Here is a 13,587-nt window from a genome sequence, read left to right as displayed (position 1 = left end):
TCTGATGTCTGATTTTAATCTTTAGTAGTTAGAAGTTTTGTTTAATGGGCATCCATCCAACTTTCCGGTCCGGCTTTCCAGTCCTCTATAGTAGCTTGGAAGTCGGCTCCAAGTCGCAGGGTGATTTCAATGATCCAGGGAGAAGTGATATCCTTAGTGTGGAAACCATCCAGTTGGGAAGTGAGGTCGAAAGTATAGGGTTGTTGTACGTCTCCTTCATAGTTCACTGTCAAGCTGAAAGTTTGCGTGCTTTTGCCGCAAATACCCAGCAAAGTACGAGTGCTTTGGTAAGTGTCTTTTGTTTCAGTGTCAGCGCTGAAATTATAGTTTATGGAACCGGTGGTGATGGCAGGATGACGGTCTTGTCCGTCAACCGGGGTGAAACCGTAGTTCAAGTCACGAGAAAGGGCGATACCGCTAACTGTTCCCGCTAATGATTGAATAAATGCGGTATTCTCTCCTTCGAAATGGATTTTCAGGATTAAGGGGCGACTTTGGGGCACAACAGGGACTTCCAATTTTATTTCGTCTTGTCCAGCATCCGGGTTGTTACCGCCTATGGTGATATTGGTGTATCCTCCGGAAGGATTTCCCGGGTCACCTGCTGTCCCATCGGGATTTGTAACTACACTAATAGTGGTACCTTTGATGTTTGTTTGGTCATCTTTCAAGCCTTTGGCTGAAACGATGGTATAGGTACCGTCATCCAAGTCAATCGGTTTTCCACTTCCGGCATCTACGATATGTTCTTTGCCGTTGGCATCGATGATTGTAGTATAGGTATCTTTTAATTCTGTTCCGCCTCCTTCTTCGCCGGGAATGATGGGGATGACGATGAGGCTGCCCGGACAATTCTCTTTGTCAAACCCATCCTTGATACATGAGATCAGCAGGAGTGGGAGGGCAAGGTACACGAGTTTATAAATATGTTTCATTATTCTTCGGTAATTTCGTTGAATTCTATGCGATAATCTGTATGACGCAATGCAGGGAACCAGTACCAGCTCATACGCAAGTAAGCATCGACAAGTCGTCTAAGCTGTCTTTCTTTCTCATCGGGTTGGGCATCGCTACGGGCTATTCCGAGAATACGGTCTTTCTCAGTCCAGTCACATTGCTCGGCCAGGCGAATTAACCCGTCCCAATCTTCCGGTGTAGATTCTACAGTGAAGATGGAATCGTTCAAGTGATACTTATCCATGATATGCTGCTTCAAAGCCTGTGTACGGCCTTTGGCCAGAGAACTATTGTGAGCGTAAGGACTTTCGGGCGAAGCATATCCATGAAGGGTAATTCGTGAGATGTTTTCGATACCTATCAAGGTAAGCGTACTGTCTATACGTGCCAATTCTTCCGGATTCTTGCGATAACGGGGATAAATAACTGTTTTGTTTACCGGGAAGTCAATAAATGCTTTTCCCTCGTATACCCGGCGGCGTGATTGTTTCTCTTTGGCGGGTTGAGTGGCCTCGACTACAAGCGGTTGGTCAATGATTGCCGGCGGTTCGGGCAAGATAACTTGTGCTAACTGGTGGCTGTTGTTTTCTTCTGTGTGGTTGCCGCATCCGCAAAGGTCTTCTTCCAGAGCTACGTCGGCACCCTTCATCCACGCACTGTAAGGAACGGTAGTCTTGTATTCAATAACTTGTTCTTTTCGGTTGTTGCGGCGCACTACCACACTGCCTTCCAGTGGGATGCGGTTCTTTCGTTGGTTGATGATTTCGCGTTTACGTCCATATATATAAATAGGAGTCAAGGTGGTTTCTTTACCTGAATTCTGGATTACGGGTGTAAAAATCATCATTTGATTGGAACTAACTCTTAGTTTTGCCGGGAGTACGACGTCCATGTTAACTTGCAACAGATTGTCGGGAGTAACTTGTACATTTACATTTTCTGTGCGTACTGTTTTGGGGTTAGTGTCCTGCGCCTTGAGCATACAGCTAAAGAGCAAAGCACTTATAATGAATAGTTTTCTCATATCGAAGTGATTTTAGAATAAATAGACGAGACTGATTGCTGCTTTCGTAGGACCAATGTAATTCTTATGCTTATCCTTTTCTTGTAGTTTACCACAAGTTTTGCATTTATACTTATCATAATTTATGTATGCATAGCCAACTCCGATGTTACCTTCCAAGTTCCAATGCTTGTTGATGACCCATTGATAACCATAAGATATGCCTGCTCCGATAAACTCACCCTCATAACGATAATCTTGCAGTTTATTCCACATTCCGAAGGGCATGTGTACACCTCCTGCATTGAAGATACCTGCATGTGCATGCACACCAAAAAAAGAACCGCTAAAGCGCTCGCAGAGCCAAAAACGGTATTCGGGTTGAATGAGTACATGCTTGAAGGACTTGTTGTTTCCCAAAGACCAAGGATTGTAATTGAAGTAAATGTCTAAGGTCGTTTTAGGCTTCAGACCGAATTCAGCGGCGAGGTTAATTGTAGTGGTGGCATCTGCAACCAGATTGGTTTTTAGTGCTGCCTTTTGCCCATACGCACTGAAGGAACATAATAGTCCGATAAGGACAATGATTCCTTTTCTTTTAATCATAAATTTGTTATTTGTTTGTTATCTTTTATGTATGTTTCACCAGATGATGACTAAGAGTGTTCTTTCCAATTTTACATTTATTTAAAGAGTAAATCGTCTCAATTGAAAGGAATAAACTTGTTTTTTGATGCTACAAAATTGCATAAAATATTAGTAATGCTTGAAATTAGGCAATATACAATTTAATATATAGAATTGTATCTTTCTTATTATCAGGTTGTAATTGTGTAAAAAAGTGAGTCTCTCCTAATAATGGATAATGATTGGTTGCAATAGAACAATTAAAAAATGGATGGTATTGGAGGAAAAAAGGTGATAAAATACCTTTTAGTATCGCTTTATGCCTTAATAGTCTTTAGTATTCAAGTTTAATATATCATCATGATGAGCGAAACAGATAAGCAAACGGAATTCTAATTATGGAATATAATGTTTGAAAAAAAGAATAAGGTGATAAGAAGTGTATGAAGCTTCTTATCACCTTATATTTCTTTTATATGGGGAGGTTATTTTTTTGCGTGAGGATAATCAAGGGTGTAATGCAATCCACGGCTCTCTTTACGTTCCATTGCTTGGCGGGTAATCAGATAACCTACGTTAATCATATTACGTAATTCGCAGAGTTCACGTGTGGCTTTACTACTCTTGAATAACTTTTCAGTCTCTTCATAAATAATATCCAGGCGGTTCCAGGCACGGGTGAGACGAGTATTGCTACGTACAATTCCTACGTATGCTTCCATAATCTGATTCACCTCTTTCATACTTTGTGTTATCAATACACGTTCTTCGTTGGAGATGGTACCTTCTTCGTTCCATTCGGGAATATCCTCATTGAAGTCATAACGTTCCAATACACTCAGGGCATGTTTGGCAGCAGAATCAGCATAAACCACGGCCTCAATCAGGGAATTGGAAGCTAAACGGTTGCCTCCATGCAGACCTGTGCATGAACATTCGCCGATGGCGTACAAACGGCGTATGCTTGACTGACCGTCTAGGTCAACCTTAATGCCTCCGCACAGATAGTGTGCAGCAGGAGCTACCGGAATATAATCTTTAGTAATATCAATGCCTATGCTGAGACACTTCTTGTAGATATTGGGGAAGTGTTTCTTAGTTTCTTCCGGGTCTTTGTGCGTAACGTCCAGGTAAACATGTTCGTCACCACGTAGCTTCATTTCATTATCTATGGCACGTGCCACGATATCGCGAGGAGCCAGTGAGAGACGTGAATCGTATTTTTGCATGAACTCTTTGCCATCCATAGTACGTAGTACTCCGCCATATCCACGCATGGCTTCGGTGATGAGGAAACAAGGACGGTCACCCGGATTGTAGAGAGCGGTAGGATGGAACTGGATAAATTCCATATCTTTCACAGCACCTTTGGCGCGATAGACCATAGCTATGCCATCGCCTGTAGCAACCAATGGGTTTGTAGTGTTACGATATACAGCTTCACAACCTCCTGTTGCCATAATAGTCAGTTTGGAGAGGAATGTATCTACTTCACCGGTTGCTTCGTTCAGCACGTATGCTCCGTAACATTTTATGCCGGGAGTATATCGGGTTACAATGATGCCCAGATGATGCTGGGTAATGATTTCTACTGCAAAGAAGTTGGTGAATACGGTAATGTTGGGATGCTGCTTTACTGCCTCAATCAGACTGGTTTGTATCTCAGCTCCCGTATTGTCTTTGTGATGAAGGATACGGAATTCAGAGTGTCCGCCTTCCTTATGGAGGTCGAATTCTCCGTTTTCTTTCTTATCGAAATTTACTCCCCATTTAATGAGTTCATTGATTTGTTCAGGAGCATTGCATACTACTTTTTCCACGGCTTCACGGTCACTAATCCAGTCGCCTGCTATCATGGTGTCTTCAATATGCTTCTCGAAATTGTCTACGGTCAGGTTGGTGACAGAGGCAATACCTCCTTGTGCAAAATAGGTATTTGACTCTTCCAAGCCGGCTTTACAAACAAGGGCTACAGTCCCCTTTTGCGCTACTTTTAACGCAAAGCTCATACCGGCGAGTCCGGAGCCGATAACGAGGAAATCGAACTTTCTTACCATAAGATTTGTATGTTTAACACCGCAAAGATAGTGTAAACCAAACGTAGCACAAAATAAGCACGCTTATTTTATTAGGGTAAGTACTGTTTTATTACCTCATCTAAGGACTCCTCTTTTGCCAGTTCCATATTCTTGCGCATGCGCGAGCGAACTACATTGACGCTATTACGGTTTATACCCATAATCAGAGCTATCTCATCTGTGCTTTGATTCATGCAGATAAGCATAGCCAGCAATTCTTCATTACGCGTCAGTTGGGGGTAATGTTCGCGTAGATTAGGCAGATAAGAAGGATAAATAGTAGCAAATGATTGCCGGAATTCATTTTCGTCCTCTTTACTAAGTAAGTTTTGACCGGTTAATTGCCGGATGGTATTGATATTATTACTTGCCATAGCTTGCTCTATCTGCTCTGTCAGTTGTTCGTTGCGGCGATTCAAATCCTGCTGTCGGGTTATGAGCTTTTGTATTTCCCGTTTGTTGTTTTCTATCAGTAGCCGGTGGGCTTTTCTGCGATTTATAAAGTAAGCTATGAAAGTGATGAGCAATAGTAACAGTACAATAGAAATACATATATTGTAGAATAGTTGCTGTTGTTGTAGGTTCACTTGTGCCGAAAGGAGTTTGTTTTCTTTTTCCTTTTGTTGGGTATCAAATCGGATATTAGCGGCAGCAACTGCACGTACTTTCTCTACATCTTGCAAGGAGTCCGCCATTTTATGGTTAAGAATATAGCTGCGGACGAAAGCATCGTTCATTCCTTTCTTAAGGTAATAGTTCATAAGAGTCTTGGCGCCGATATGACCTTCGGGCATGTCCATATCCGTTAGCCTCTGTGCGGCTTTTTCTATAAGAGGTATTCCTTTTTCTTCCTGTCCGGTTTTCAGTAGGGCACTTCCTAATTGAAGGTCGAGTTGGTATTTGGCCCATTGAGGCACACGAGTACTATCCGGACATACACTTAAAGCTATTTGCAAGGCTTTTTGTGTGGAGTCAGGATCATCCAGATACACTTCCGCTTTCAATACTCTGTTTATAAATACACCTTTATAGCTCATTTGCAGAGCAGAAATCTTTTCTGCTATATTAAGATAGTACCATGTAGAATCTTTATTTCCGATCTCCCGGAAAATAAGTGCGCGGTAGCGATATACGTCACCTAATCCGAAACTATCCTTTAACATGGAGTAGTATTGTGCTTTCCGGTTCATTTGAAGTGCGTGGTCGTACATGCCTAAGTCGGCATACAGATTGGCTTGTTCGCCATAGGCAATTACTACGTTTCTAGGATGTATACTATCGTTGTAATTGGCAATGGCTTCCTGATTTATAGCTATTGCTTTCTCATATTCACCAGTAAGTCGATAGTAGACACCTAGGCGCGACATAAGCAAAGTCATATTGGAATATTTGGCTCCTTTCCGATAGGCATCTACTGCCTTTTCTAGCAGGCTGATGGCCTTGGGAAGATCATTTCCTGAATAGACATATACCCCACTGATACCTTCAGCTTGGCGAAGAAATGAACTAGCGTCGGGATTGGGTGGAAGTCGGAGATACTTATCTGCCAGACGGACAGCTTCTTGGTTTTCTCCGATGAATTGGTGTAAGCTTGCTCTACACGACAACAATTCATGTTGGCAATATTTTTTTAGAAAAGGGTTTTGGTTGAGGCTGTCCAAATATAAAACTCCTTCTTTGACGTACTCTGGTTTTTGATAAAAGTAGTGGCATAGTCTAAGCAAATTATTTATCTGTCGAATTAGTGAATCGTTTTGATTAGTATTCTGTGCAACTTGCAAAAGTAGGGGGAGTTGTTGACGGGTTAATGCAATGCCTTCCTGAGTTTTTCCTTCTTTTTGTAAAATGGTGAGTTGTGCTAAAGTCTGTTCCCACTGCATGGCTTCGGAATTTTTAGAAGAAGTAGACTTTGTTGTGCAAGCACTTGCTAAAAATAAAAGTAAAATTGGAAAGACTTTTATAACCATAGATTGTGATTCGTTTGTTTTAAGGCAAAGATATGACATCTAAAAATAATGTAAGTAATAAGTAGATCGTTTTTTGTAGACATGAAACACCGCTACAAGGGCCTGAGGGCGGTTGTATATCGGATTGTATACTGATGTTCTCATGATATATACCGGACTTTTTTTTGAATTTGTCATATTGAAGAGTCTATTTTGGCAATACATTCCACAAAAACATCTACCTTAGCGGCAAAATCTGAAGAAATGAATAGAATCTTTCATGCACGCATAGCGGGGGGACAGTATTTGTTCCTGGTTCTGGCAGGAGCTCTTACTTTTTATAACCTTTGGGAGAAGCAAATAATATTGGCTGTTATCTTTATGCTTTTGCTCGTAGTCAATATTGAAAGGTTGATTCATACTACTTATACTATAACCCCTGATGGAAAATTGATTTTATTCTTTGGGCGATTCTCCCGAAGTAAAGAGATACTTTTGAAAGACATTACTTCGGTTGAGCGTGCTTGTTCCATGAAGATAGGTAAGTTTGCAATCATGCATTATGTATTGATAAAATACGGCAAAGATAAGTATAAAGGTTTACTTCCGGTTAAGGAAGAAGAGTTTATCAGGTTGCTTGAAGAGAAGATACCTGTTAACAAATAGCTCATCACTATAAAGAAATCTTAATTTTGCATTGTCCTTTTGCAGTCTTTTGGAGATGGGTGCGTCCATTTTGCAAAAGAAAGGAACGACTATGAGTTTGAATTGTGCTATTTTACATGCAGATCCGGAAATGACCGAAAAGTTGGCGGAATATATTGCCAAAGTCCCTTTTCTCACTTTATGTGGAAAATACAATAATCCCCTTGTGGCATTGAAGGATTATTATGAATCGAAAGTAGAAGTCTACTTTGTGGGCATCTATCCGGTAGAAGAAGGTGGAATTAATGGAATGGATTTCAGTAGGCTGCTATCCTTGCCTACCCGTGTCATTTTTATAGCAGATACCGATCAATATGCTGCTGAGTGTTTCCGTTTGGATGCTTTGGATTATCTGACGGGTGATGTTGGATTCTCTACCTTTTTCCAATCAGTGAATAAGGCTGCACGCTGGTTTGCTTTGCAGGAAATGAATATTTCTGAGTTAAAGAAGCAGGAAGCTGCAGAGGAAAGTTCGAGAGTCATTTTTATGAAATCGGATAGTCGTATCATGCGGTTGGACTTAGACCAGATCAACTATATAGAAGGTTTGGGAGATTATGTCAAGATTTACTATAAAGGAATTTCTAAGCCTATTCTCACTTTGTGCAGTATGAAATATATGGAGGAGAAGCTCCCTTCGGATGAGTTTATCCGTGTGCATCGTTCGTTTATTGTCCGTAAGGATTGTATTAGTGCAATTAGCCGTAATACCTTGGAGATTGAGAAGAAAGATGTGCCTATTGGAGATGCTTACCGGGAAAGAGTGAAGCACTTCATTTCCCGGTTAGCAGTTCTCTGACATTATCGAAGTTTGGAGCGTGAAAGTCTTTCTCCGAATGTAAGGTTCAAATTCACGCTCCACCGGCTTTCCTGCATCATATTACTACGTGAATTTAACTGTTTCCGCCAGGTAGCACCCAAAGATAAGTAAGAGTACCGGATGGGAAAACTAACACCTGCACTGGCTTCTAGATATTGCATCTTTCCACCTTTCAACATAATATAAGAATCACTATAACCTACCCCTCCCATTAATTCTGTAGAACGTGGGAGGCGTGTGTTAGTGGTATATATACCTCCTAAATTAAGTTTATGCTGATTTTGATACTTCATTGAAGTATAGGACGACGTGTTGCGGCTCCAATCCAGGTAATTATAATCGGCAGAGAGTACCCAACGTGCTGTAGTCATGGAGAGACCGGTACCCATGTGCATAGGTAGGTATTGCGTACGACTGTGATAACTTTTGTCGAGATCCTCGCTGGTAGAGGAATTGGTATAGGTCAGCGTATTGTCATGGCTGATTTGGATTGAGGGGGCAAACACTACTCCTGCCGCCCACCGTTGTCTACCGGCGGTGTTGAATTCATAATGTAGTCCGAAGTCGGCATAGAAAGCCCGTTTACTGGATTCGTACTCTACGAGGGCCTTTTCCTGTGTTTCGCTTTGTTTTACCGTACCTGTTATTATGCCTAGGTTCACTCCTAAAGATAACTGCCGGGTCAGTGCGAAAGCGTTGGTGATGTAACAACGATAAAGTCCGCCCGTCCCTTCGAATAAAGAGTAAGTGTAACTGCCGGGTGAACCTTCTATCTCTTCTTCGGTCTGTATGACATAGCCTACGCTGCTGTAGGGGGCTACTCCCACAAGAGCATACCAACGCGGAAGTATCCGGAATCCCATGCTGATACGGTTGGGGTTACCTGTGAAGTTGGAACTATGTTCGCTCAAAAAAGAATAGCGGGCATAAGAGGCAGATACACCCACATCGAATGTGAAGCAAGTAGTATCCATTCGAGTGATGGCTGCCGGGTTCAGGGTATTCTGGAATCCGGGACGGTTTAATGCGATACCTATGTTGCCCATGCCTGCATAGCGTCCGCCGTCACTGGTACTAAGTTCACCCAATCCGTACATAGATGTGGGCAGGTTGGTGGTATTCTGGGCTGTGATAGAAAGGCTTGCCGTGCAGAGGCTGCACAGTAGTAAGGGAATCCGCTTATAATGTTTCATTGCTCGTTGTATATTTTAAATCTTACGTCTAGTCTGCATTGTCTGTCCAGGTTAGGGTCATTGGTGAATATTACCTGCTTGAAGGTGGTTGCGCTCTCCTCGTCGGTCAAACTCATGAGTAGTTTCTGCCGTTTCATGCCCCAGGTACCGAAGTTATTCCGGATGAATTCAGTGAGGTCGAAGGAGTAGTAGGTCTCTTTGCCATACATTTCGTCTATGGTGAGGTTGCCGGTCTGTACGGTTACTCCGTCGCTACCATATATATAGTCTTCGAGGACATTGTTTTCGTTAGTGATGTAAAGGCGGATATCTTCGGGTAGCTGGCTCACCGAGTTGTAACTCTTAGCCAAGGGATAGAGGTAAAGGGTGGCAGTTTCAATGGAGACGATTTTTCCGGCATTCTGCAAATCGTTCAGAAAAGGAAATTCAAGTTGATTGTAAAAACCGGTTAGTCCCTGCATATAGGCACGATGGTCCATATCGCCCGAATGAATGAGATTCTCTATTCCGCTTTGCAATGAGGCGAGAGGCGTACCGGTGCGGTCGTACTGTAAACCGGTATAGGTATATTCGGTATTTACGCTGAAAGTCAGTGTTTGTTCCACCCGCTGGTTACTCACTTCGTGATAGTGTAAATTGAGGCTCATGGCGGAATCGTTCACCAAGAATCCGGTGATGCACTGTCCGCTGGTTTCGGGTACGAAGACCAATCCGGGGAACTTCTTTTTGAATTTCTCCTGAGTATCAAAGTAATCGTCGCGTACAAGGAGATCGTCCAACCATTTCTGACCCATCTCGTCGGGAAGGCGCACTTCTATTTCCTTTTTCCGACCGGGGTGTGGCGTGAAAGTGAAACTGAAGAGCGGTATGTTTTCTCTTTGGAGGGTAGTGGTGGTGTAGAGTTTGTCGTCATTATCCAGTACAATAGGATATTTCAGGCGGTAAACTGTGATGCGTTGCTGCGTCAACGTATCTCCCCAGAAGTGTCCCGAAGGTATCAGCCGTAATACAAGCGAGTCCAGCGTATAGCTACAATCCGTACTGGGAGTGAAGCTGTTTTTGGAATATTCGGCATAATAAGCAGCTGAAACTTCGCCCCATGAACCGTCTTTGTAATGCCCCAACTGGCAGATACTGTCTCCTTGAGTCTCGATGGAATCCAGTAAGATGGTGCTTATATCTACCGAACAGGTGTCTGCAAATACATTATAGAAAGAACTACTCATCAGGCTTTTTCCAAGCTGGGAGTTATCATCCTGACAAGCGCAGAGGACGATGATTAATGTAACTAAACTATACAGTAATTTTCTCATTCTTAATTCTTCGTTTAAATGATGGCGGCAAAGGAAAACTAAACTTTCCTATCAGCCTATTAAAATCGGCGATCAGGCAGGTTTTATCGTTAAAGGCGTTTAACGGGTATTTAGGGCTATTAGTCGGTTATTTTTGTGAGTATGATTTCTGAGGCTTACTTTCGCCACCAAAACATAGTAATCAATATAAGTTTAAAGAAAAATGAATCGACTATTATTGGGATTGATGCTGCTGGCTACTTTGTGCCTGACCGGCAGTTGTACGGAAGACGATGAATACACACAGGGGCAGTGGATAAAGAAAACAAGTTATAACGGCTATGCACGTGCCTATGCTTGTAGTTTCACCATTGACAATAAAGGTTATCTGTGTTGTGGATTCCGTGGAGGCAACAAGGATTATCTGAATGATCTTTGGGAGTATAATATGGATACCGGCGTTTGGACACAATGCGAAACTATGCCTGTTGAAGGTCGCAAATACGGTACTGCATTTGCTTTGAATGGGAAAGGTTACATCACTACGGGTTCAAGGAAAGACGGGACATACTCCGATTATATGGCTGATACATGGGAGTATACTCCTGCTACAAATAGTTGGGTACGGAAAGACGATTTCGGCGGAGGCGCACGTGATGGTGCATTAGCATTCAGCATAGGCGGTTATGGATATGTGGGTACGGGATATAATGAAGATACCATTGGTAGTATGCTAGACTTCTATCGTTTCAATCCTAATGCTGCCGAAGGGAAGCAGTGGGAAATTGTATATGGTTTCGGAGGTGAGAAGCGTCGTGACGGTACAGCCTTTGTCATCAATGATGTAGCTTACATTTGCTGTGGGCAGAACAAGGGTGGAGGTAGCAGTCCGGTGGATTTCTGGAAATTTGATGGTAACACCTGGACCCAGCTGAGGGACATTGCCAATACCGACTCCGACAATGATTATGACGATGACTATGCCATTACCCGCTATAGTGCTGTATCTTTTTCCATTAACGGATATGGTTATATAGCTACCGGAACCCGTAGTGGAGTGACCAGTGATTATTGGAAATATGATCCTGACCAGGATTTGTGGTATGGTGATTCTGACGATGACTTTACTCCGCTTACTACCGTGCATAATTATCCTGCCGGGACTTCTTCGCGCGAAGGTGCCGTTTCGTTCAGCAATGGTCAGCGTGGCTTTATACTGACGGGGTCATCGGGAAGTACAAGTTCCAGTTTCTTTGATGATATATACGAACTTCTACCCGATGAAGAAGAAGATGTTGACTAATGTGTCTTGAAGAGAAATGATTAAATTGAAGCATTTGTTTATTATGATAGGTGTGTCGTCCATGTTGGCGGCATGCCTTTTTTCCTGTTCGGGTTGCTCGTCCGGCAGCGATGAGTTGAAGTGCCGGGTGGTGGAGGTAGAAGGTGGCTATGGCTATCTGGTGTTCTGCGGAAATGATACGTTGATATATCAGCCTTATATACCTGCTGTAAGGGGGCGAAAACCTTTCAGCACAAAAGAGGATGCCTTGAATACAGGCAAACTTGTATGCAAAAAGTTGTTTGATGGTGAACCACCTACATTGAGCAAAGAAGAAGTTAATCGCCTTCTTCCAAATCGTTGATCTCGTGAAAGACAATCGAGCTGTCGTAGGGATATTCCTTTATCAGTTTTCCTTTGATAATATTCACGGTTTCCTTACCCGGTCTCGACAAAGTGAGAGTGTAAGTCACTTGAAGTTGTTTATAATAAAGATCGGCAAAGTATCTGTTTCGTTTCCAACCTACTAGTTTTCTTTCGTAGGCTTTGCCCATCTCTTCGTAGAAATACGTGCTGTTATCGGTGAACTTTTTCTTCTCAGGTTCAAAGATAATTTTTCCATCTTTGATATCTTTGGGCATATCTACAGAGCGGTTATCTCCTTCGGAGTTTATCCAGTCCTTGCTGAATTCATCAGGATTGTATTCGAAGCGGTATTCCACATTAGCAAAGTGAATAGGATAGAAAGTTATTGAAGTAATTTCTCCCGGGGCGATATTTTTATTTATCCAAGTGATTCCCCAAGGTCTTATGGCGGCTTCTTTTATTCCGTCGCCTTCTTCCAATGTATAGGCTATGGATTCAATCTGATAAAAACTTTGGCATTGTTTCTGCCGGATGGTGATGGACTCGGTATATAATCCTGATTGGGTCTTGAGATTGATAATAAACACACGATCCTCTTTATCAAAGTTGTCATTTAGTTTCACGGTCAGTAAGTCTTTGCGGTCGCGGATAATGCTTCCCCAATTAAAGCGCAGACTTCCTAAGTCGGCGAGGTACAGGGGGTGATTATTCTCGTCATATACCGGCCAACCTTCAATGGTAGCTATTGAGGCAATGTACCAGTTGCTACGGCTTATATTGATGTCTATTGAAGAAGCTTCTCCTTCGAGGGTAACTTCTTTGAGGGGTGATAATGTTTCATCATCTTTTTCACAGGCCGTCAAGCAGCAGAAAATGAGAGTAAATAGTAGAAATAGCCGGATATACTTAGCTGTTTTCATGTTGGTTATAGTTTAGTTCTTGTCTATTGGATGCATTTCTTGCATAAATGCTGCACGGCAAAGATAATTATTAAAGATTTACTCTTCTTTGTTTATGAGGATAAATTTGAGGGTTCTTTTGATGAACTTGTTAAATGAATGATGAAGCTATCAACTTACTTATCCGGAATTCGATATTAAGAAATAGTGTGAATACGTTACATTCTAATAAGCTATGCTCATCCTTGATTTTCCGGCACCGAGGAAGGTCTTGTTCCTCGGTGTCGAGCAAGGGGTTCCCCGGTGTCGAACCCCTCCTTCCTCGGTGCCGAAGAAACTACTTACTCAGAAGCTACTCTGACGTGGGTGAACCATAAAAGAGAGAGTTTGATTAAATTTAAACATTATCACATTGTTTT

General features: G+C 42.3%; 12 protein-coding genes. 4 read left to right on the top strand and 8 right to left on the bottom strand.

Annotated elements, in window-relative coordinates:
* Positions 1–41: 41 nt before the first annotated feature.
* The 5 genes from Q1W14_RS07500 to Q1W14_RS07480 all read right to left on the bottom strand — a co-directional run bounded on the left by Q1W14_RS07500 (position 42) and on the right by Q1W14_RS07480 (position 6,545).
* A complete protein-coding gene (locus tag Q1W14_RS07500) occupies positions 42–935 on the bottom strand; it encodes a hypothetical protein (protein WP_300700347.1) in 894 nt (297 codons plus the stop codon).
* Positions 935–1,981 carry a DUF3868 domain-containing protein gene (locus Q1W14_RS07495; RefSeq protein ID WP_300700345.1) on the bottom strand — a complete coding sequence of 349 codons (1,047 nt, stop codon included), beginning with the start codon at positions 1,979–1,981 and terminating at the stop codon, positions 935–937. Before Q1W14_RS07495 ends, Q1W14_RS07500 begins: the two co-directional genes overlap by 1 nt.
* A gap of 12 nt (positions 1,982–1,993) precedes the next feature.
* On the bottom strand, positions 1,994–2,566 hold the full coding sequence (locus Q1W14_RS07490) for a DUF3575 domain-containing protein (protein WP_300700344.1): 573 nt from the start codon (positions 2,564–2,566) through the stop codon (positions 1,994–1,996).
* 506 nt (positions 2,567–3,072) lie between these two features.
* Positions 3,073–4,644: an L-aspartate oxidase gene (gene nadB, locus Q1W14_RS07485; RefSeq protein ID WP_300700342.1), complete on the bottom strand. Its 1,572-nt coding sequence runs from the start codon at positions 4,642–4,644 to the stop codon at positions 3,073–3,075.
* A gap of 71 nt (positions 4,645–4,715) precedes the next feature.
* Positions 4,716–6,545, bottom strand: coding sequence for a tetratricopeptide repeat protein (locus Q1W14_RS07480; RefSeq protein ID WP_300700341.1), 1,830 nt, complete (start codon positions 6,543–6,545; stop codon positions 4,716–4,718).
* A gap of 330 nt (positions 6,546–6,875) precedes the next feature.
* On the opposite strand from Q1W14_RS07480, the gene Q1W14_RS07475 reads away from it, so the two are divergent.
* Positions 6,876–7,277: a PH domain-containing protein gene (locus tag Q1W14_RS07475; protein WP_300700339.1), complete on the top strand. Its 402-nt coding sequence runs from the start codon at positions 6,876–6,878 to the stop codon at positions 7,275–7,277.
* Between the two features lie 91 nt (positions 7,278–7,368).
* Positions 7,369–8,115 (top strand): LytTR family DNA-binding domain-containing protein, encoded by a 747-nt coding sequence (locus tag Q1W14_RS07470; RefSeq protein ID WP_300700337.1) that lies wholly within the window; start codon positions 7,369–7,371, stop codon positions 8,113–8,115.
* Positions 8,116–8,117: 2 nt separating this feature from the next.
* On the opposite strand, the gene Q1W14_RS07465 is transcribed toward Q1W14_RS07470, so the two are convergent.
* Together Q1W14_RS07465 and Q1W14_RS07460 are read right to left on the bottom strand one after the other, a co-directional pair.
* Positions 8,118–9,329 (bottom strand): hypothetical protein, encoded by a 1,212-nt coding sequence (locus Q1W14_RS07465; RefSeq protein ID WP_300700335.1) that lies wholly within the window; start codon positions 9,327–9,329, stop codon positions 8,118–8,120.
* Positions 9,326–10,642 (bottom strand): DUF4270 family protein, encoded by a 1,317-nt coding sequence (locus Q1W14_RS07460; RefSeq protein WP_300700333.1) that lies wholly within the window; start codon positions 10,640–10,642, stop codon positions 9,326–9,328. Before Q1W14_RS07460 ends, Q1W14_RS07465 begins: the two co-directional genes overlap by 4 nt.
* A 202-nt stretch (positions 10,643–10,844) precedes the next feature.
* Here Q1W14_RS07460 and Q1W14_RS07455 point away from each other — a divergent pair, with 202 nt between their 5' ends.
* Both Q1W14_RS07455 and Q1W14_RS07450 read left to right on the top strand, forming a co-directional pair.
* Entirely contained in the window at positions 10,845–11,924 is a 1,080-nt protein-coding gene (locus tag Q1W14_RS07455; protein ID WP_300700331.1) for a kelch repeat-containing protein, read from the top strand.
* A 16-nt stretch (positions 11,925–11,940) separates the two neighbouring features.
* Positions 11,941–12,267: a DUF4907 domain-containing protein gene (locus tag Q1W14_RS07450; protein WP_300700329.1), complete on the top strand. Its 327-nt coding sequence runs from the start codon at positions 11,941–11,943 to the stop codon at positions 12,265–12,267.
* Here the strand turns inward: Q1W14_RS07450 and Q1W14_RS07445 are convergent.
* Complete coding sequence (locus tag Q1W14_RS07445) at positions 12,242–13,189, bottom strand: hypothetical protein (RefSeq protein ID WP_300700327.1); 948 nt, start codon at positions 13,187–13,189, stop codon at positions 12,242–12,244. The genes Q1W14_RS07450 and Q1W14_RS07445 overlap by 26 nt on opposite strands.
* Between the last annotated feature and the right edge of the window lie 398 nt (positions 13,190–13,587).

This window comes from Bacteroides sp. (genome assembly GCF_030151085.1).
GTDB lineage: Bacteria > Bacteroidota > Bacteroidia > Bacteroidales > Bacteroidaceae > Bacteroides.
Note: the sequence above shows the minus strand (reverse complement) of the source record. Positions and strands in the feature narration are given on the sequence as shown.